Source organism: Streptomyces tateyamensis, assembly GCF_003205575.1.
Taxonomy (GTDB): Bacteria; Actinomycetota; Actinomycetes; order Streptomycetales; family Streptomycetaceae; genus Kitasatospora; species Kitasatospora tateyamensis.
Window position 1 is genome coordinate 42,681 of the sequence record NZ_PYBW01000142.1, and the last position, 17,432, is coordinate 60,112.

Annotated in this window: 15 protein-coding genes and 1 pseudogene; 11 read left to right on the plus strand and 5 right to left on the minus strand. The window is 73.5% G+C overall.

What is annotated here, in order from left to right:
* Positions 1-161 precede the first annotated feature (161 nt).
* The 6 genes from C7C46_RS29765 to C7C46_RS29790 all read left to right on the plus strand — a co-directional run bounded on the left by C7C46_RS29765 (position 162) and on the right by C7C46_RS29790 (position 8,039).
* The gene (locus C7C46_RS29765) at positions 162-1,448 is read left to right on the plus strand and encodes a sensor histidine kinase (protein ID WP_342775450.1); all 1,287 of its coding nucleotides are present in this window, start codon (positions 162-164) and stop codon (positions 1,446-1,448) included.
* The gene (locus C7C46_RS29770) at positions 1,436-2,080 is read left to right on the plus strand and encodes a response regulator (protein ID WP_110673033.1); all 645 of its coding nucleotides are present in this window, start codon (positions 1,436-1,438) and stop codon (positions 2,078-2,080) included. The genes C7C46_RS29765 and C7C46_RS29770 overlap by 13 nt, the downstream gene beginning before the upstream one ends.
* 1 nt (position 2,081) lies before the next feature.
* Positions 2,082-2,870: a DUF4097 family beta strand repeat-containing protein gene (locus C7C46_RS29775; protein ID WP_110673034.1), complete on the plus strand. Its 789-nt coding sequence runs from the start codon at positions 2,082-2,084 to the stop codon at positions 2,868-2,870.
* Positions 2,871-2,950: 80 nt separating this feature from the next.
* The gene (dusB, locus tag C7C46_RS29780) at positions 2,951-4,117 is read left to right on the plus strand and encodes a tRNA dihydrouridine synthase DusB (RefSeq protein WP_181442603.1); all 1,167 of its coding nucleotides are present in this window, start codon (positions 2,951-2,953) and stop codon (positions 4,115-4,117) included.
* Between the two features lie 564 nt (positions 4,118-4,681).
* Positions 4,682-7,390, plus strand: a complete 2,709-nt coding sequence (ppdK, locus tag C7C46_RS29785) for a pyruvate, phosphate dikinase (protein WP_110673036.1) — start codon at positions 4,682-4,684, stop codon at positions 7,388-7,390.
* 223 nt (positions 7,391-7,613) lie between these two features.
* Positions 7,614-8,039, plus strand: coding sequence for a ribonuclease (locus C7C46_RS29790; protein WP_110673052.1), 426 nt, complete (start codon positions 7,614-7,616; stop codon positions 8,037-8,039).
* Between the two features lie 57 nt (positions 8,040-8,096).
* On the opposite strand, the gene C7C46_RS29795 is transcribed toward C7C46_RS29790, so the two are convergent.
* Together C7C46_RS29795 and C7C46_RS29800 are read right to left on the minus strand one after the other, a co-directional pair.
* Positions 8,097-9,098: a hypothetical protein gene (locus C7C46_RS29795; protein WP_110673037.1), complete on the minus strand. Its 1,002-nt coding sequence runs from the start codon at positions 9,096-9,098 to the stop codon at positions 8,097-8,099.
* A 189-nt stretch (positions 9,099-9,287) separates the two neighbouring features.
* Positions 9,288-10,052, minus strand: a complete 765-nt coding sequence (locus C7C46_RS29800) for a GNAT family N-acetyltransferase (protein WP_110673038.1) — start codon at positions 10,050-10,052, stop codon at positions 9,288-9,290.
* A 661-nt stretch (positions 10,053-10,713) separates the two neighbouring features.
* Here C7C46_RS29800 and C7C46_RS29805 point away from each other — a divergent pair.
* Together C7C46_RS29805 and C7C46_RS29810 are read left to right on the plus strand one after the other, a co-directional pair.
* A complete protein-coding gene (locus C7C46_RS29805; RefSeq protein WP_110673053.1) occupies positions 10,714-11,643 on the plus strand; it encodes a PAC2 family protein in 930 nt (309 codons plus the stop codon).
* A 73-nt stretch (positions 11,644-11,716) separates the two neighbouring features.
* On the plus strand, positions 11,717-12,664 hold the full coding sequence (locus tag C7C46_RS29810) for an SGNH/GDSL hydrolase family protein (RefSeq protein WP_110673039.1): 948 nt from the start codon (positions 11,717-11,719) through the stop codon (positions 12,662-12,664).
* A 22-nt stretch (positions 12,665-12,686) separates the two neighbouring features.
* On the opposite strand, the gene C7C46_RS29815 is transcribed toward C7C46_RS29810, so the two are convergent.
* A complete protein-coding gene (locus C7C46_RS29815; RefSeq protein ID WP_181442605.1) occupies positions 12,687-13,247 on the minus strand; it encodes a TetR/AcrR family transcriptional regulator in 561 nt (186 codons plus the stop codon).
* 94 nt (positions 13,248-13,341) lie between these two features.
* On the opposite strand from C7C46_RS29815, the gene C7C46_RS29820 reads away from it, so the two are divergent.
* Positions 13,342-14,526: an MFS transporter gene (locus C7C46_RS29820; protein ID WP_110673041.1), complete on the plus strand. Its 1,185-nt coding sequence runs from the start codon at positions 13,342-13,344 to the stop codon at positions 14,524-14,526.
* Positions 14,523-14,903, plus strand: coding sequence for a nuclear transport factor 2 family protein (locus tag C7C46_RS29825; RefSeq protein ID WP_110673042.1), 381 nt, complete (start codon positions 14,523-14,525; stop codon positions 14,901-14,903). Before C7C46_RS29820 ends, C7C46_RS29825 begins: the two co-directional genes overlap by 4 nt.
* A gap of 86 nt (positions 14,904-14,989) precedes the next feature.
* Here C7C46_RS29825 and C7C46_RS29830 read toward each other — a convergent pair whose 3' ends face one another.
* Both C7C46_RS29830 and C7C46_RS29835 read right to left on the minus strand, forming a co-directional pair.
* On the minus strand, positions 14,990-16,300 hold the full coding sequence (locus C7C46_RS29830; protein ID WP_110673043.1) for an MFS transporter: 1,311 nt from the start codon (positions 16,298-16,300) through the stop codon (positions 14,990-14,992).
* A complete protein-coding gene (locus C7C46_RS29835; protein WP_110673044.1) occupies positions 16,297-16,938 on the minus strand; it encodes a winged helix-turn-helix domain-containing protein in 642 nt (213 codons plus the stop codon). Before C7C46_RS29835 ends, C7C46_RS29830 begins: the two co-directional genes overlap by 4 nt.
* A gap of 217 nt (positions 16,939-17,155) precedes the next feature.
* On the opposite strand from C7C46_RS29835, the pseudogene C7C46_RS29840 reads away from it, so the two are divergent.
* Positions 17,156-17,419: pseudogene (locus C7C46_RS29840) on the plus strand (short-chain dehydrogenase); the annotation flags it as partial.
* Between the last annotated feature and the right edge of the window lie 13 nt (positions 17,420-17,432).

Genomic DNA, 17,432 nt, shown 5'->3' on the forward strand with positions numbered 1-17,432 from the left:
CACCCCGTCCGTCTCGCCCCACCCGACGTGCTCCACCCTCCCGCGTACCCACCGACCGCGTCTGTGAGGCCCGGACCCGTTTTCGGGGTGGTGCTGGGTACACCCCCGACCGGTACCCCGCGCCACTGCTGGGCCCCCATCAGGAGCTTTAAGCTGTCCGGGTGATCAAGACCGGCCGACTACGGGAGCGGCTCCGTCGCGGTGCCGCGCACCCGGGCCTGGCCTGGCTGACCGGCGGCGAGGAGCAGCCGCCGGCCCGTCCCGGCCGGCGGCGCGAGCTGCGGCTGGCGGCGGCCGGCCTGCCCTTCCTGCTGCCCTACTACCTGATCGCGCAGGAGGGGACGCCGGCCCTGCCGGTACTGGCCGGAATGCTGCTGCTGTCCGGCCGGCTGACGCAGGCCCAGCACAGCCGGTTCCGGGCGCTGGGCGACCTGGCGATCCCGCAGCCGAGCCCGCCGGCCCCGCCCGGGGCCGGATGGTCGGAGCGGCTGCGGGCGGCCGTGGCCGACGAAGCCGCCTGGCGCCGGCTCGGCTACCACTTCCTGGCCGGCCCGCTGCTCGCGCTGCTCACCGTGCTCGGGTTGCTGGCCTGCGGGGTCGGAGCGGTGGCGGCCACCGTGTTCGCCTGGAGCTGGCTGCTGCCCGAGGGGGCACCGGCCCACTCCGGCGGCCGCTGGTGGAGCCTGGATCTGCTGGTCACCGCGCTGGGCATGGTGCTGCTGCTGGTCGGACCGTGGCTGGTGGTGCGCAGCGGGCGGATCGACCGGCGGGCGGCCCGCGGCCTGCTCGGTCCCAACCGGGCCCGCGAACTGGAGCGGCGGGTGGAGGACCTGGCCTCCAGCCGGGCCGACGTGGTGGACGCGGCCGACGCCGAGCGCCGCCGGATCGAACGCGACCTGCACGACGGCGCCCAGCAGCGGCTGGTCTCGCTGGCGATGAACCTGGGGCTGGCCCGCAAGACGCTCAAGGACGTGCCCCCGGAGGCGATGCAGGTGATCGTCGACGCGCACGAGGAGGCGCAGGCGGCCATCGCCGAGCTGCGCGACCTGGTCCGCGGCCTGCACCCGGTGGTGCTGGAGGACCGGGGCCTGGACGCGGCGCTGTCCGGGATCGCGGCCCGGGCCCCGCTGCCGGTGCGGCTACGGGTCTCGCTGTCGCGCCGGATGTCCCCGACCATCGAGGCGGTGGCCTACTTCGTGGTCTCCGAGGCACTGGCCAACGTGGCCAAGCACGCCCGGGCCTCCCGGGCGGACCTGACGGTCAGCCAGCTGGGCGACCGGCTGCGGATCGTGATCAGCGACGACGGGATCGGCGGCGCCGACCCGTCCCGGGGGACCGGCCTGGTCGGCCTGCGCCAGCGGGCCGCCTCGGTGGACGGCTCCCTCGTCATCAGCAGCCCCGTCGGGGGCCCGACCACCATCACTGTGGAGTTGCCGTGCGAGCTGTGATCGCCGAGGACTCGGTCCTGCTGCGGGTGGGCCTGGTCAAGGTCCTGGAGGCGGTCGGCTACGAGGTGGCCGACGCGGTCGGCGACGCCGAGGCGCTGCTGGTCGCGGTGGAGCGGTACCGTCCGCAGGTCGTGGTGGTGGACGTGCGGATGCCGCCCGGCTTCACCGACGAAGGGGTGCGGGCCGCGCTGGTGATCCGCCGGCAGTGGCCCGAGGTCGCGGTGCTGCTGCTCTCCCAGTACGTGGAGGAGCGGTACGCGGCCGACCTGCTGGCCACCACCACCAGCGGGGTGGGCTACCTGCTCAAGGAGCGGGTGGCCAACGTGGACGACTTCGTGGAGGCGCTGCAGCGGGTGGCCCAGGGCGGCACCGCGCTGGACCCCGAGGTGGTGGCCCAGCTGCTGGTGCGCCGGCACCGCGACCCGCTGGAGAAGCTGACCCCGCGCGAGCGCGACGTGCTCGGGCTGATGGCCGAGGGGCACTCCAACGCCGCGATCGCCGCCGCGCTGGTGGTCAGCGACAGCGCGGTGGCCAAGCACATCAACAGCATCTTCACCAAGCTCGACCTGCCCGCCGCCGACGCCACCCACCGCCGGGTGCTCGCGGTGCTGCGCTTCCTCGGGGAGGGCTGAGGTGGTGCGGGCGGCCCCGGAGCGGCGCACCTGGCGGTTGCTGGCCGCGCTGTCGGCGGCCCTGGTGCTGCTGCTGGGGGCCGGCACGGCCTGGAAGGTGCTGGCCGAGCAGGAGCAGGACGAGCCGTTCCGGTACGCCGGCGGGATCACCGCCGTCGAACTGGACCTGGAGAACTCCTCGGTCCAGGTGATCGGCGAGGCGGGCAGTGCGGTCAGCATCACCCAGCACGAGCGCTGGACCGTCGACCGCCCGCGGGTGACCCGCGCCGTCACCGGCTCCACCCTGCACCTCACCGCGCGCTGCCCGCGCTCCTGGGTGCTGCTGGCCGGCCGCTGCGGGGTGCAGTTCGCGCTGGTGGTGCCGCCCACCACCCGGCTGACCGCCAAGGGCGGCGCCTCGGCCGTATACGCGGAGGGGCTCACCGGAGAGATCAGCGCCCGGGCCGGCTCCGGCTCGGTGACCCTGAAGCGGGACAGCGGCCCGATCGCGGTGCGCGTGGACAGCGGGTCGGTGACCGGGCAGGAGCTGGGCTCGGCCCGGGTCAAGGCGCAGGCCGACTCCGGCTCGGTCACCCTGGGCTTCGTGCAGCCGCCGCAGGAGCTCACCCTGGTGACCGACTCCGGCTCGGCCACGGCGACGCTGCCACGGGGGAGCGGCTACCAGGTGGTCAGCAGCGTCGGTTCGGGCAGCTCCGACGTGGACCCCGGGCTGCAGGACGCCTCCTCGAGGCGGACCATCACCGCCACCACCGGCTCCGGCTCGCTCTCGCTGGGCTACGGGAGCGGCTGAGCCCCGGCCCCGCGGGGCAGCCGGGCCGGTAGGGGACAATGAAGAGTCCACCTGAGCCGACCGGTGAGGATCCGCCGCGCATGTCCACCACGCCCGCCCCCGCCCCCACCGGCGAGTTCGCCCCGCTGCAGATCGGCGCGCTCCCGGTCTGGCCACCGGTGGTGCTGGCGCCGATGGCGGGCATCACCAACGCCCCGTTCCGCACCCTGTGCCGGGAGCAGTCGGGCGGCAAGGGCCTGTTCGTCTCCGAGATGATCACCACCCGGGCGCTGGTCGAGCGCAACGCCAAGACCATGCAGCTGATCCAGTTCGACCCCAGCGAGCAGCCCCGGTCGATCCAGCTCTACGGGGTGGACCCGGCCACCGTCGGCAAGGCCGCCCGGATGATCGCCGAGGAGGACCTGGCCGACCACATCGACCTCAACTTCGGCTGCCCGGTCCCCAAGGTGACCCGCAAGGGCGGCGGCTCGGCGCTGCCGTACAAGCGCAACCTGCTGCGCGAGCTGCTGCGCGAGGCGGTGGCCGGGGCCGGCGGCCTGCCGGTGACCATGAAGATGCGCAAGGGCATCGACGACGACCACCTCACCTACCTGGACGCCGGGCGGATCGGTGCCGAGGAGGGGGTCAGCGCGATTGCCCTGCACGGGCGCACCGCGGCCCAGCACTACGGGGGCCAGGCCGACTGGTCGGCGATCGCCCGGCTGCGCGAGGCGGTGCCGGCCGAGGTCCCGGTGCTCGGCAACGGCGACATCTGGGCCGCGCCGGACGCGCTGCGGATGATGCGCGAGACCGGCTGCGACGGCGTGGTGGTCGGTCGCGGCTGCCTGGGCCGGCCGTGGCTGTTCAAGGACCTGGTGGCGGTCTTCGAAGGGGTGACCGACCCGGTCCGCCCGTCCTTCGCCGAGGTGGCGGCCGCCATGCTGCGCCACGCCGAGCTGCTGGGCGGCTGGCTGAACGACGAGCAGCGCGGCGTGGTCGACTTCCGCAAGCACGTGGCCTGGTACACCAAGGGGTTCTCGGTCGGTTCGCAGCTGCGGGTGGGGCTGGCCACGGCCTCCTCGCTGGCCGAGCTGGGCGAGCTGCTGGCCCAGGTGAACCAGGAGCAGCGCTGGCCGGACAGCGCGGACGGCCCGCGCGGGCGCACCAGCGGCAACGGCCGGGTGGTGCTGCCGGAGGGCTGGTTGGACGATCCGTACGACTGTGCCGTGCCGAGCCAGGATGCCGAATCGGACAGTTCTGGCGGATGATCTAGCCTCTTTGTCAGGTTCGACCTGACGCGGCCCTCCGACACTGCGTCCTTGCCCTCTTGGCCGATCTGGCCAAGAGGGCTCCTTTTCGGCAGATCATCATCACGCTCCGCAGCGAAAACGGCGCGTTGAGCGAGCGTGGTACGAGTTTCGATACGTACGATGGCCGAGCCGCGTCCGTGACACTGGCCACACCGGAGTGCGGATGACGGTCCGTCAGGGTGCGGAGAATCGCCATGGTGTCCAAATCGCTTCCCGAACGGGTGCCGACGAGGATCCGGGCCGCTGGCTGCAGGAAATCAAGCCGGAGAAACACGGCGGCCCGCTCGCCGTTACCCTCCGTCCGGTCTAGGCGATCTTCGCGTATCCGTGCCTTCAATACTTGAAGGCTTGCTCGCGTCATCCGGACGATTTCGACAACAGAGGTGAACGCCTTCACAAGCTTTTGATCTCGGGGGTGACAGCCCGTTCCCGGGATCGGACGGCCTATCGACGGCGCGACACCGCCTTTGAAATGGGTATGTTCTCCGGCGTCAGGGCAACCCCGTGCGAGGAGACCGACCCGTGGCGGCGACTCAGAAGTTTGTTTACTCCTTCACCGAAGGAAACAAGGACCTCAAGGACCTTCTCGGCGGCAAGGGCGCGAACCTCGCCGAGATGACCAACCTCGGCCTCCCGGTCCCTCCCGGGTTCACCCTCACCACCGAGGCCTGCAAGGTCTTCCTGGAGACCGGCGCCGAGCCGGCCTCGCTGAAGGCCGAGGTGAGCGAGCACCTGGACCGCCTCGAGCAGCAGATGGGCAAGAAGCTCGGCCAGGCCGACGACCCGCTGCTGGTCTCGGTCCGCTCCGGGGCCAAGTTCTCCATGCCCGGCATGATGGACACCGTCCTCAACATCGGGCTCTCGGACACCTCGGTGGTCGGCCTGGCCGCCCAGTCCGGCAACGAGCGGTTCGCCTGGGACTCCTACCGCCGGCTGGTCCAGATGTTCGGCAAGACCGTGCTGGGCGTGGACGGCGAGCTCTTCGAGGAGGCGCTGGACGAGGCCAAGCACGCCAAGGGCACGGCCAACGACCTGGACCTGACCGCCGAGGACCTGAAGACCCTGGTGGCCACCTTCAAGGCGATCGTGGCGCGCGAGACCGGCCGGGACTTCCCGCAGGACCCGCGCGAGCAGATGGACCTGGCCATCCACGCCGTCTTCCACTCCTGGAACGGCGACCGGGCCCGGCTCTACCGCCGCCAGGAGCGGATCCCGAACGACCTGGGCACCGCGGTCAACGTCTGCACCATGGTCTTCGGCAACCTGGGCGAGGACTCCGGCACCGGCGTCGCCTTCACCCGCGACCCCTCCACCGGCGCCCCCGGCGTCTACGGCGACTACCTGTCCAACGCCCAGGGCGAGGACGTGGTGGCCGGCATCCGCAACACCCTGCAGCTCGCCGAGCTGGAGCAGCTGGACAAGAAGTCCTACGACGAGCTGATGGCGATCATGCACAAGCTCGAGCTGCACTACCGCGACCTGTGCGACATCGAGTTCACCATCGAGCGCGGCAAGCTGTGGATGCTGCAGACCCGGATCGGCAAGCGCACCGCCGCGGCCGCCTTCCGGATCGCCGTCCAGCTGGTCGACCAGGGCCTGATCGACCTGGACGAGGCACTGCACCGGGTGACGGGCGGTCAGCTGGCCCAGCTGATGTTCCCGCGGTTCGCCCCCGAGGCCACCTCCAAGCAGATCGGCCGCGGCCTGGCCGCCTCGCCCGGCGCCGCGATCGGCAAGGTGGTCTTCGACTCCTACACCGCCGTCAAGTGGTCCCGCTCCGGCGAGAAGGTCATCCTGGTCCGCCGCGAGACCAACCCGGACGACCTGGACGGCATGATCGCCGCCGAGGGCATCCTCACCTCGCGCGGCGGCAAGACCTCGCACGCCGCCGTGGTGGCCCGCGGCATGGGCAAGACCTGTGTCTGCGGTGCCGAGGAGCTCGAGGTCGACACCAAGCGCCGCAAGATGACCACCGCCGCCGGCCTGGTCATCGAGGAGGGCGACATCGTCTCGATCGACGGCGGCACCGGCAAGGTCTACCTCGGCGAGGTACCCGTGCTGCCCTCCCCGGTGGTGGAGTACTTCGAGGGCACCCTGCACGCCGGCGCCGACGTCCAGGGCGGCCTGGTGCAGGCCGTGCACCGGATCATGTCGCACGCCGACGGCCGCCGCCGGCTCGCGGTGCGGGCCAACGCGGACAACGCCGACGACGCGAACCGCGCCCGCCGCTACGGCGCCCAGGGCATCGGCCTGTGCCGCACCGAGCACATGTTCCTCGGCGAGGAGCGCCGCAAGGAGGTCGAGCACCTGATCCTGGCGGACAACGACAAGGACCGCGAGCTCGCCCTGTCCACCCTGCTGCCGCTGCAGAAGGGCGACTTCCTCGAGCTCTTCCAGGCTATGGACGGCCTGCCGGTCACCGTGCGGCTGCTGGACCCGCCGCTGCACGAGTTCCTGCCCGACATCACCGAGCTGTCGGTGCGCGTCGCCCTCGCCGAGGCCCGCAAGGACCCGAACGAGAACGACCTGCGCCTGCTCCAGGCGGTGCACAAGCTGCACGAGGCGAACCCGATGCTGGGTCTGCGCGGCGTGCGCCTGGGCCTGGTCATCCCCGGCCTGTTCGGCATGCAGGTGCGGGCGATCGCCGAGGCCGCGGCCGAGCGCAAGCTGGCCGGCGGCGACCCGCGCCCCGAGGTGATGATCCCGCTGGTCGGCACCGTGCAGGAGCTGGAGATCGTCCGCGAGGAGTGTGAGCGGGTTCTCGCCGAGGTGGCGGTTTCCACCGGCGTCCAGCTGGACATCAAGCTCGGTACGATGATCGAACTGCCGCGCGCGGCCGTGACGGCCGGCCAGATCGCCGAGGCCGCCGAGTTCTTCTCCTTCGGCACCAACGACCTCACCCAGACCGTCTGGGGCTTCTCCCGGGACGACGTCGAGGCCTCGTTCTTCACCGCCTACCTGGAGAAGGGCATCTTCGGGGTCTCCCCGTTCGAGACGATCGACCGGGACGGCGTCGGCGCGCTGGTCAAGCACGCGGTGAAGGAGGGCAGGGCCACCCGTCCGGACCTCAAGCTCGGGGTCTGCGGCGAGCACGGCGGCGACCCGGACTCGGTGCACTTCTTCCACGAGGCGGGCCTGGACTACGTGTCCTGCTCCCCCTTCCGGATCCCGGTGGCGCGGCTGGAGGCCGGCCGCGCCGCCATCGAGACGGCGGGCAGCGACTCTCGCTGACCGCACCCCCTCCAACGGGGAGGGGCGATCGGCGGTGCTCGGCGCAGGAGAACCGCCGGTCGTAACGGGCCGGGGCCGGAACGGACAATGGCGTCCGTTCCGGCCCCGGCTCTTCGCGTACCCGGGCCCGCTCCTCGCGCTCGGGCCCGGTGGCTGCTCCGTCCGGGTGAGCCAGGTGGCCCCGCCGATCACCGCCCGGACCGGGACCGGCAAGCTGGGGCCCATGACCAGTCGCTCCCGCCTGATCGCCGTCGCGGCCCTGCTGCTGTGCGCCGTGGCCGCCGCCGCCGTCTACGCGACGGCCCGTCACAAGCCCGCTGCCGGCCCCGGACCGGGCCGGGCGGCCGCAGCCGCGGCTACGGCCCCGTCCGGCCGGGTCTGCCGGAGCAAGCTGCCCAGCCAGGCCCAGGACACCATCACGCTGATCGCCAAGGGCGGCCCCTACCCGTACCGCACCGACGGCGTGGTCTTCGAGAACCGCGAGGGGCGGCTGCCGAAGAAGGCCAACGGCTACTACCACGAGTACACCGTGGTCACCCCGGGCAGCGGGGACCGGGGCACCCGGCGGGTGGTCACCGGCGCACCGGGCGAGGAGTTCTGGACCGGCGACCACTACGCCACCTTCCAGCAGATCGACCTCGCCTGCTGACGGCCCCTCGGTTGCGGTCGGCCGTACGAGAGCTGACGGCCGTCGGCCGGACCGGGCTCAGATCCGCTGCTTGGTCCAGCTGACCCGGTGCCAGGGCCCGTGCGGTCCGGTGGTCAGCAGGGTGCGCAGCTCGCGCAGCACCGCGCCCGCGTCGGTGCGCAGCTGGTGCGGGGTGGCCCGGACCACCGGCAGCCGGGCCGCCTGCAGCCGGTTGCCCCGGGTCAGCGTGCGCTCGTAGTCGGCCGGGCGCAGGTGCCAGGCCCGCGAGTCCACCTCCAGCGCCACGCAGGCCTGCGGCCAGAACGCGTCCGGGATCGCCAGGAAGCGGCCGTCCAGCAGCAGCACCGGGTTCCACAGCGGCTCGGGCAGGCCGCCGCGGCGCAGCACCTCGCGCGCCTCGGACTCGGCCACCGAGTAGATGCCGCAGGTCAGCTCGTCCGCCACCCGCTGCACGTGGGGCAGTGCGGCGGTGGACGCCGAGCCGCCGAGCAGTCGGGCGAGCAGCTCGGCCTGCTCGCAGTGCCGGCCCTGCACCGCCTCGGCGCACAGCGCCCGGAAGTGCCGGCTGCTGCCCAGGTAGGGGGCCGCGTCGGCGAGCGCCCGGCCGACCCCCACGCTCCACAGCCCGTCGTCGCGCTGGAAGCCGGCCGGCAGCCCGCCGGGGCGCAGCGGGGCCCGGTGCACCCGGACGAAGTCCCGGCTGGCCACCCGGCGGCTGTTGGGGATCAGCACGTCCACCACGTCCACGTCGGCGGGGTGCCCCGCGCTGGCCAGGCCGGCCTCGGCCAGCACGGCCAGGCCGGTCAACAGCACCGCGCCCGGCCTGGGGCGCTCGCCCTTGGGCGCGGCGTAGCTGACGGCGGCGCGCAGCCGCTGGTGGGCGGACAGCCTTCCGCTCTGCAGGCAGATCACCCGGGGCAGCACTCGCTGCCACGGGCCGCCCGGGCGCAGACGGTGCGCGATGGTCCCGGACGGGACCCCGTGCTCGATCAGCTGCGCGCGGGTGACGATGTGCTGCTGGTCGGCGCCCAGCAGCCGGACCGAATCGAGGGCACTCATATGCAGCCTGTTGCCCCGGAAGGGCCGTGGGTATGCGAAAGATCCCCCGCAGGGGGTCACTGCGCGTATACGTTGACCAAACGGTTCGATCGGCCCGACCAGGCTGGTCGGGCCGATCGGTCCGGCGTGCGGTCCGGGCGGCTGCCGGTCCGGCAGCCGCCTCGGGTGACGGGGCTCAGGCGGCTGCGCTCAGGCGGCCGAGATCAGCGAGCCGGCGCGTCTGACACACTCCGAGTCGAGCTCGCGGCCCAGGCCGTGGCTGATCTGCCCGAGGTGGTCGAGCCGGCGGTCCGGGGCGCTCGGCGCCATCGCGGCGGCGATCCGCAGCTCGATGATGTCGCGCACCGCCGGCCACTCGTCGGCCAGGATCGAGTAGAACGCGGTGGAGCGCACCACCCCGTCCAGGCCCCGGCTGTGCGCCCGGCGGACCCCCTCGGACGTGGCGCCGAGCCGCTCGATGGCGGACCGCGAGCGCAGGTTGCGCGCATCGGCCCGCAGCGAGATCCGCTGCACGCCCCAGGTCTCGAAGGCGTGCCGCAGCATCAGCAGCTTGGCCTCGGTGTTGATGCCGGTGCCCTGGGCATGCCGGGAGAGCCAGGTGCGGCCGATCTCGGCCGCGTCCGGCACCGCGGTCAGCGGGTCGCCGGCCGGGCCCGCGGGCAGCGGCGGCCAGACCACCGGGCCCTGCCAGTAGTCCAGTTCCAGGAACCGGGTGGAGCCGACCACCAGGCCGTCGCTGACCCGGACGGTGGCGAAGGCCAGCGATCGGCCGGCCGCCATGTCGGCCCGCGCGGTCGCGATGAACTCCCGGGCGCCGTCCACACCCTGCGGGACGGCGGTGAAGGCATACGTCGTGCGATCCTCGGCGGCGGCCGCGGCCAGCGCTTCGGCGTGCTGCTCGGTGAGGGGCTCCAGCCGAACGGTGCGGCCGGTGAGGGTGACGGGTGCAGGCACGGGACCTTCGTCCTTCGGCGGTCGGAGGGCGCCCGCGCGCCCGGGGTGCGGGCGTTCGGGCGAGTGGACAGATCGCCCCGCCCCGAGCGGGTCCACTCCTCCCGGGTACGCCGGAGCATCGGCCGTACGACGGGGGGCAGCGGCCCTGAGGCGGGCATCGCGGTGCCGGAGCGGGCACGGTTCGCATGGACCGGTCCGGCGGGAGGTGCGGGGGGACAGTTTTCGTCCGCGAGATGGCCGGGAAAGGAGAGAGGGCGCGAAGGGAAGCGGGCGGCCAAGTAAACGCAAGGTGAGGTCGGTTGGCTGGCCTTCGCCTGGTCGGGACCGCGGCTCACGGCGTGACGAACGACGTGGCGACGACGCGACAAATGCGAGGCAGCGAGAGGACCATACCTGCCTTGGCCCCTCGCGTCACTTCGCGGCACGCCAACTGGGAGCGCGAAGGTACCGAGGCTACGCCGTCAGGGCCCCCGCCGGCCAGTGGCGGGCCCCGAAGAGCAGTGCTGACCTGCGAGGACGTCGGGAGCTGCCGCTTTGGAGACAGGGCCGGGATGAGAAGATTCACCACGGGCGGGGCGGGCCGGGAATGTCGGTGGCGCGCCGCATGCTGGTGCAGGAGACCGACTGGCCGGACCGAGGACGAGAGCAGGTGGGCTGCGCGGTGCGTGATCCCGAGGAGCTGTACGAGATCGAGCCGCAGGGCGCGGCCGCGGTGGCGGCGGCCGGCGCCGAGGACGGCCTGGTGCTGCTCTTCCACCTCGAGGGCTTCATGGACGCCGGTGAGGCCGGCGGCCAGGTGGTGGAGCACCTGCTGGAGCAGGGCAGCCCGCGCGTGGTGGCCCGGTTCGACCACGACCGCCTGGTGGACTACCGGGCCCGCCGTCCCGCGATGACCTTCGACCGGGAGAGCTGGGTCTCCTACGACCCGCCGGAGATCCTGCTCCAGCTGGTCCAGGACGCCACCGGCACCCCGTTCCTGGTGCTCACCGGCCCCGAGCCGGACGTCGAGTGGGAGCTGTTCGCGGCCGCCGTCGGCCGGCTGGTGACCGAGTTCGGGGTCCGCCTGACCGTCGACTTCCACGGCATCCCGATGGGCGTGCCGCACACCCGCCCGGTCGGCCTGACCCCGCACGGCAACCGGCTCGACCTGGCCGGCGGCTACCCGGTCTGGTTCGAGCGGGCCCAGGTCCCCGGCAGCGCCCAGGCGCTGGTCGAGTACCGCCTCGGTGAGGCCGGCCACGACGTGCTGGGCTTCGCCGTGCACGTGCCGCACTACGTGGCGCGCTCGCCCTACCCGGCGGCCGCGGTGCTGATCCTGGAGGCGGTGCAGTCGGCCACCGGCCTGGTGCTGCCCGGGCACGAGCTGCGCGAGCGGGTCGGCGAGGTCTATGCCGACATCGAGGAGCAGCTGGCCCAGGGGGACGGCGAGCTGCGCTCGGCGATCCGCAGCATGGAGGGCCAGTACGACGCGGTGGCCGGGGCGCAGGACCGGGAGAGCCTGCTCGCCGAGTCCGCCGAGCTCCCCTCGGCGGACGAGCTCGGGCGGCAGTTCGAGCAGTTCCTGGCCGAGCACGAGCAGGGCGGGGAGTAGGTCCGGCCGCAAGGCTGCGAGCAGGGTAGGCGCGGCGGAAGTCGTCCGCGCCCGCCCGTGCGTTGGGGCTGGTGTGACACGTCGTCTGCCGGGCCCGGTGCTGCTGGCCGTGCTTTTGGCACTGGCCGGCTGCTCGGGCGCGCCCGCTGCCGCTCCCGCACGCGCTGCCGCGCCGAACTCGGCACCCCCGTCCCCGTCGCCCGGCCCGCCCAGCGGGCCCTACGTGGCGATCGGCGACTCGTACACCGCCGGGATCCAGCTCCAGCCGGCCGGCGGCGGTCCCGCGGGCTGCGGTCGGTCCACCGTCAACTACCCCTCGCTGGTGGCCCAGCAGCTCAAGCTGGCGCCGTTCACCGACGTCAGCTGCTCCAGCGCCACCACCGCGGACCTGACGGCGGCCCAGCAGGTGGCCGGCGGCAGCAACCCGCCGCAGCTGGACGCCCTGACCGCGCAGACCAAGCTGGTCACGGTGGGGATCGGGGGCAACGACGCGGAGTTCACCAAGGTGGTCGCCAAGTGCGCCGAGGCGGGCATGCTGCAGGCGCTGAAGGCCGCCGGCGGGTCGGCGCCGTGCCGGGCGGCCTACACCGCGCCGGACGGCAGTTCCAGGCTGACCGGAGTGCTGGACGCGGTTGGGGAGCGACTGGCCGGGGTGCTGCGGGAGGTGGCCCGGCGGGCGCCGCACGCCCGGGTCTACGTGGTCGGGTACCCCGCGCTGCTGCCCGCCGATCCGGGTAGCTGCCTGCCGGTGCTCGGGCACAGCGTCGCGGCCGGCGACGTGGCCTTCCTGGCCGAGCAGGAGCAGCGGCTCAACGCGGTGCTCAACGCCAGGGCAGCGGCCGCGCACGCGGTCTTCGTCGACACCTACACCCCCTCGCTCGGCCACGACATGTGCGCCGGTGCGCAGCAGCGCTGGATCGAGCCGCCGCTGCCGGCCGCCGGGCGGGCCCCGCTGCACCCGAACCCGGCCGGGCAGCAAGGCATGGCGGCCGCGGTGCTGGCGGCGCTGACCGGGCGCTGACCGCCCCGGGCCGGGACCGGCCTCAGGCCGCGGCCCGGCAGACCGCCTCGGCCAGCTGCTGCGCGCGGGCGTCGGTGAGCACCGCCGGGCCGAACAGCAGGCGGTACCAGTACGGGCCGTAGACCAGGTCGATCAGGAACTCCTCGTCCGGGTGGGTCACCTCGCCGCGCTCGCGGCCGCGGCGCAGCAGTTCGGCGACCGCCTCGCGGCGCACCGCGATCAGCTTGTGCCACAGGCGGGCGGCGAACTCGTCGTCCTGCAGCGCCTCCACGGCCAGGGCGCGGTTGAGGTCGCCGGCCACGCCCCGGCCGGCCCGGAAGGTGGCGGTGAGCAGCGCGGTCAGGTCCCCGCGCAGGCTGCCGGTGTCGGGGTCGGGCAGCTGGGTGAAGGCAAAGCCGACCAGTGCGTCGAGCACCACCTCGCCCTTGCTTCGGTAGCGGCGGTACACGGTCTGCTTGGCCACCCCGCTGCGGGCCGCGATGCCCTCCATGCTCAGGCCGCGGTAGCCCTGCTCCTGGGTGAGCTCCAGCGCGGCGGCGCGGATGGCTTCGTCGACGGCGGGGTCTCGGGGGCGTCCGGTCATGCGGTCCAGGATACCCATTGACATACGGTCCGTCTCGTATTGAAATAATCCTCGAATAGATACGCAACGGTCCGTATTGAAATGGAGGCTCGCGATGCGCTCCGCTCGCGACGCGTTACCCGCCCTGCTCTCGCTCTCCCTGGGCTACTTCGTGCTGGGGACCACCTCGCTGGCCGTGGTCGGCCTGGGCGGACCGATCGGCCGCGCCCTGCACACCGCGCCGTCCGGGGTCGGGCTCCTGGTCAGCGTCTTCGCCCTGACCTTCGCCCTCGCCGCGCCCGCCGCACCGGCCGTACTGGGCCGGCTGGACCGGCGCCGGGTGCTGCTGCTCGGGCTGGCCCTGCTGGCCGCGGGCGGGCTGGCCGGGGCGTTGGCCCCGAACGAGCAGGTGCTGCTGGCCTCCCGGGTGGTCGGCGGGCTGGGCGGCGCGGTCTTCGGGCCGGCCTCCTCGGCAGCCGGCTCGCTGCTCGTCGCCGAGGAGCACCGGCCGCGGGCGCTGGCCACGGTCTTCGCCGGCATGACGGTGGCCGCGGTGCTGGGCGTACCGCTCGGCTCCTACCTGGGCGAGGTGGTCGGCTGGCGGTGGACGCTGGCCGGGCTGGCCGCCGTCACCGCGCTGACCCTGCTGCTGGTGGCGGCGCTGGTGCCGCCGCTGCCCGCCGGGCCACCGCCGACCGCACGGGCCTACCGAGCCGTGCTGGCCGAGCCCGGGGTGCTGCCGGTGGTGCTGACCACCCTGGCCGTGATGGCGGCGCAGTTCACCGTCTACGGGGTGGCCGGTGCCTACCTGGCGGCCCGGTTCGCGTTGGGCACCGGCCAGGTCGCGGGGGTGCTGTTCGCCTTCGGCACGGTCGGCGTGGTCGGCAACGCCTGCGGGGCCCGGCTGAGCGCCCGGCTCGGCGGCGACCGGACGGTGGCGCTGACCCTGTTCGGCATGGCCGCGGCCTTCGCCGCCCTGCTGGTGAGTCCGACCGGGCTGTTGCCCGCGGTGCTGCTGCTGGCGGTCTGGGCCTTCTTCAGCCAGCTCTACCAGGCGCCGCAGCAGGCCAGGTTGATCGTGCTGGTCCCCGAACAACGCGGGCTGCTGCTGGCCCTGAACGCCTCGATGCTCTACGTCGGGATCAGTGTGGGCAGCCTGCTGGCCGCCGCCCTGCTGCCCCGGCTCGGTGCGGTGGCCCTGGCCGGAGTGGCGCTGGCCGCGCTGCTGCCCGCCGGGCTCGCCCACCTGCGCTCCCTCACCTCCCTCACCTCCGCCTCACGAGAAACGGTGCTGTCATGACGGACATCCGCAAGAACACCCAGCTGGTCCTCGACTACCTGGAGACGATGTGGAACCAGGGCCGGGTCGAGGAGGCGGAGCGCTTCGTGGCCGCCGAACTGGCCCAGCACAACCACGGCCTGGCCGACGGTCGGGCCGCGCTGGTCGGGCTGATCGGCTCGCTGCGCTCGCAGTTCCCCGAGCTGCGCTTCGAGGTCGCACGGACCGCGGCCGAGGGTGAGCTGGTCTTCGTCCACTCGCACGCGGTGCTGGTGCCCGGTCAGCCCGGGATGGCGGTGGTGGACGTCTTCCGGATCGCGGACGGCCTGATCGCCGAGCACTGGGACGTGGCCGCCGAGGTGCCGCCGACCACGGCGAGCGGACGCCCCGTCATCTGACGGCGCGACAGGTGTGCCACAAGTGCGCCTCGACAAGGAGAGCTCCGGGGACCGGCCGTGCCGGTCCCCGGAGCTCTCCTTGTCGGTCAGTGCTGCGCCATCACCAGGTCGGTGGGCAGGTCCCGGTGGCGGCGGACGGGGGAGAACCACAGGGCCAGCGCGGCCAGCGGGACGCCGGCGCAGCTGAGCCACATCGCGGGCACCAGGCCGAGGGTGGCGGCCAGGGCGCCGCCGAGCAGGGCGCCCACCGGGATGGTGCCGTAGTTGACGAAGGCGGCGGTGGCGCTGATCCGCCCGAGCAGTCCGGCGGGGGTGTACCGCTGGGTGAACGTGCTGCGCAGCACGTTGCCGACCACCACGCCCGCCGACACCGCGAGGCCCCCGGCCAGGTAGCAGAGCACCCCGGCGCCGCCGGTGGTGAGCGGGATCAGCAGGACCAGGGCGGGCAGGCCGAGCAGCGACCAGAGCATCGCCCGGGCGGTGCCCAGCAGTGCACCCACCCGGCGGGCCAGCGCCGCGCCGGCCACCCCGCCCAGGCTGGCAGCGCCGATCAGAGTGCCCAGCACGCCCTGCGGCAGGCCGGCCTGTTGCAGGAGGAAGACCACCAGGATCGACTGGTAGGCCGTCAGGAACAGGTTGGCCAGCGCGCCGTGCAGCAGGAACGGGCGCAGCCACGGGTCCCGGGCCACCAGCCGCAGCCCCTCGCCGACCTCGCTGAGCAGCGTCCGCCGGCGCCGCTCGGCAGCGGGAGCCGGTTCGCGGCGGCGGATCGCGGCGGTGGAGGCGAGCGAGATCAGGAAGGTGACGGTGTTGGCCAGCAGGCTGTTCACCGGGCCGAACAGCTGGGCCAGCGTGCCGCCGGTGCCCAGGCCTGTGATCTGTGCGGCGGAGGCGCTGCCGTGCAGCTTGGCGTTGCCCTCGGCCCGGTCCGGCTCCTCCACCAGGGTGGGCAGGTAGGCGGTGTAGGCGGTCTGGAAGAAGACCGCGCCGGCGCCGGCCAGCAGTGCCACCACCAGCAGTTGGACGTAGCTGAGCAGGCCGAGGGCGGCAGCCGCCGGCACGCTCAGGTAGCAGAGCAACTGGACGGCCGCGGCGGCCAGCATCACGGTGCGCCTGCGCATGCGGTCCACCCAGGCGCCGACCGGCAGGCCGATCAGCAGCCAGGGCAGCCAGGTGGCCGCGGGCAGCGCGCTGACCTGGAAGGGGGAGGCGTGCAGCGTGCCGACGGCGATCAGCGGTAAGGCCAGGCCGGTGACCGAGGAGCCGTACTTGCCCGCCACCTCGCCGGTGAACAGCAGCCGGAAGTCGCGGTTGCGGCGCAGCAGGCCGGGGCGGCGGGGGCCGGCCTGGAGGGCGGTGGTGTCCACGGGGGCGGCGGTGGTGGCGGTGGTCTTCATCGGGACTCCTCGGTCTCGGGGTTCTGGTTGTTCTGGGGCTTCTGGGCGCTCTCCGGGTTCTCGGCGTCCAGCAGGAGGGTCTGGAACTGGATGAGCACCGGGCGGGCCTCGGCGGCTGCGGGCTGCGCGCGGTCCGGCAGGTGACGGGTGATCACCGCGAGCAGCTCGGCGCTGAGCGCCTTCAGCTGGTCCGGGGTCATGCGCACGTCGCCCCAGTCGGACATGTTCCCGGCGCCCAGCCAGTCCCCGGTGAGCGGCTGGGCGAGGGCCTGGGCGGCGCGCTGGAAGGTGCGCTCCAGGTAGTGCCGCTTGTAGCTGGACAGTGCCTCGGCGGTGGCGGGGTCCAGGGCCAGCTCGGCGGAGTTGAAGACCAGCTGCCGGCCGCTCCGCTGCCACCAGCGCTCCCGCCTGGTCCCGCGCCCGGTGTCCTCGGTGATGAAGCCGTGCTCGGCCAGGTGGCGCAGGTGCCAGCTGACGGTGCCGGTGTTCTCGCCGAGCTGCTCGGCGAGCCGGGCGGAGGTGGCCGGCCCCTGGTCGGTCAGCAGGTCCAGGATCCGCATCCGCAAGGGGTGGGCCAGCGCCCGCAGGCTGCGCGGGTCGACGGTGCGGGCGGGGTGCTGCTGGTCTTCGTCGCTCATGGGGAGGACTCTATCTTGCAGAGAATCCTCTGCATAGGGTTATTTGCAGAGTGTTCTCTGCAAGATGGGCGGGCGGGCGGAAGAGGGGGCAAGGAGGGGGGTGACAAGCGATGCTGGGGCCGGGGCAGCACCCTCGCGCAGCGGCTCCGGCAGGAGTTCGACACCGTGGTGTCCCCCCCCACCTGCCGTCCCACCGCAGCCACGACCTGGAGGAATCATGACGAACGAGGCACGGCCGCTGGCCGGGAAGGTGGCGCTGGTCGCCGGCGGTACCCGCGGCGGCGGGCGGGGCATCGCCGTCGAACTCGGGGCCGCCGGCGCGACGGTGTACGTCACCGGCCGCAGCAGCACCGCCGGCCGCTCCGACCTGGACCGCCCGGAGACCATCGAGGGGACCGCCGAGAGGATCGCCGCCGCCGGTGGTCTCGGCATCCCCGTCCGCACCGACCACAGCCGCCCGGAGGAGGTCCGGGCCCTAGTACTACAGGGATAGA

Bases quoted from the DNA above. Each gene is read 5' to 3' on its own strand.
- C7C46_RS29795 (WP_110673037.1), bottom strand. From the start codon at position 9,098: ATGAGTGCCCTCGATTCGGTCCGGCTGCTGGGCGCCGACCAGCAGCAC.
- C7C46_RS29825 (WP_110673042.1), top strand. From the start codon at position 14,523: ATGACGGACATCCGCAAGAACACCCAGCTGGTCCTCGACTACCTGGAG.
- dusB (WP_181442603.1), top strand. From the start codon at position 2,951: ATGTCCACCACGCCCGCCCCCGCCCCCACCGGCGAGTTCGCCCCGCTG.
- C7C46_RS29790 (WP_110673052.1), top strand. From the start codon at position 7,614: ATGACCAGTCGCTCCCGCCTGATCGCCGTCGCGGCCCTGCTGCTGTGC.
- C7C46_RS29830 (WP_110673043.1), bottom strand. From the start codon at position 16,300: ATGAAGACCACCGCCACCACCGCCGCCCCCGTGGACACCACCGCCCTC.
- C7C46_RS29835 (WP_110673044.1), bottom strand. From the start codon at position 16,938: ATGAGCGACGAAGACCAGCAGCACCCCGCCCGCACCGTCGACCCGCGC.
- C7C46_RS29815 (WP_181442605.1), bottom strand. From the start codon at position 13,247: ATGACCGGACGCCCCCGAGACCCCGCCGTCGACGAAGCCATCCGCGCC.
- C7C46_RS29820 (WP_110673041.1), top strand. From the start codon at position 13,342: ATGCGCTCCGCTCGCGACGCGTTACCCGCCCTGCTCTCGCTCTCCCTG.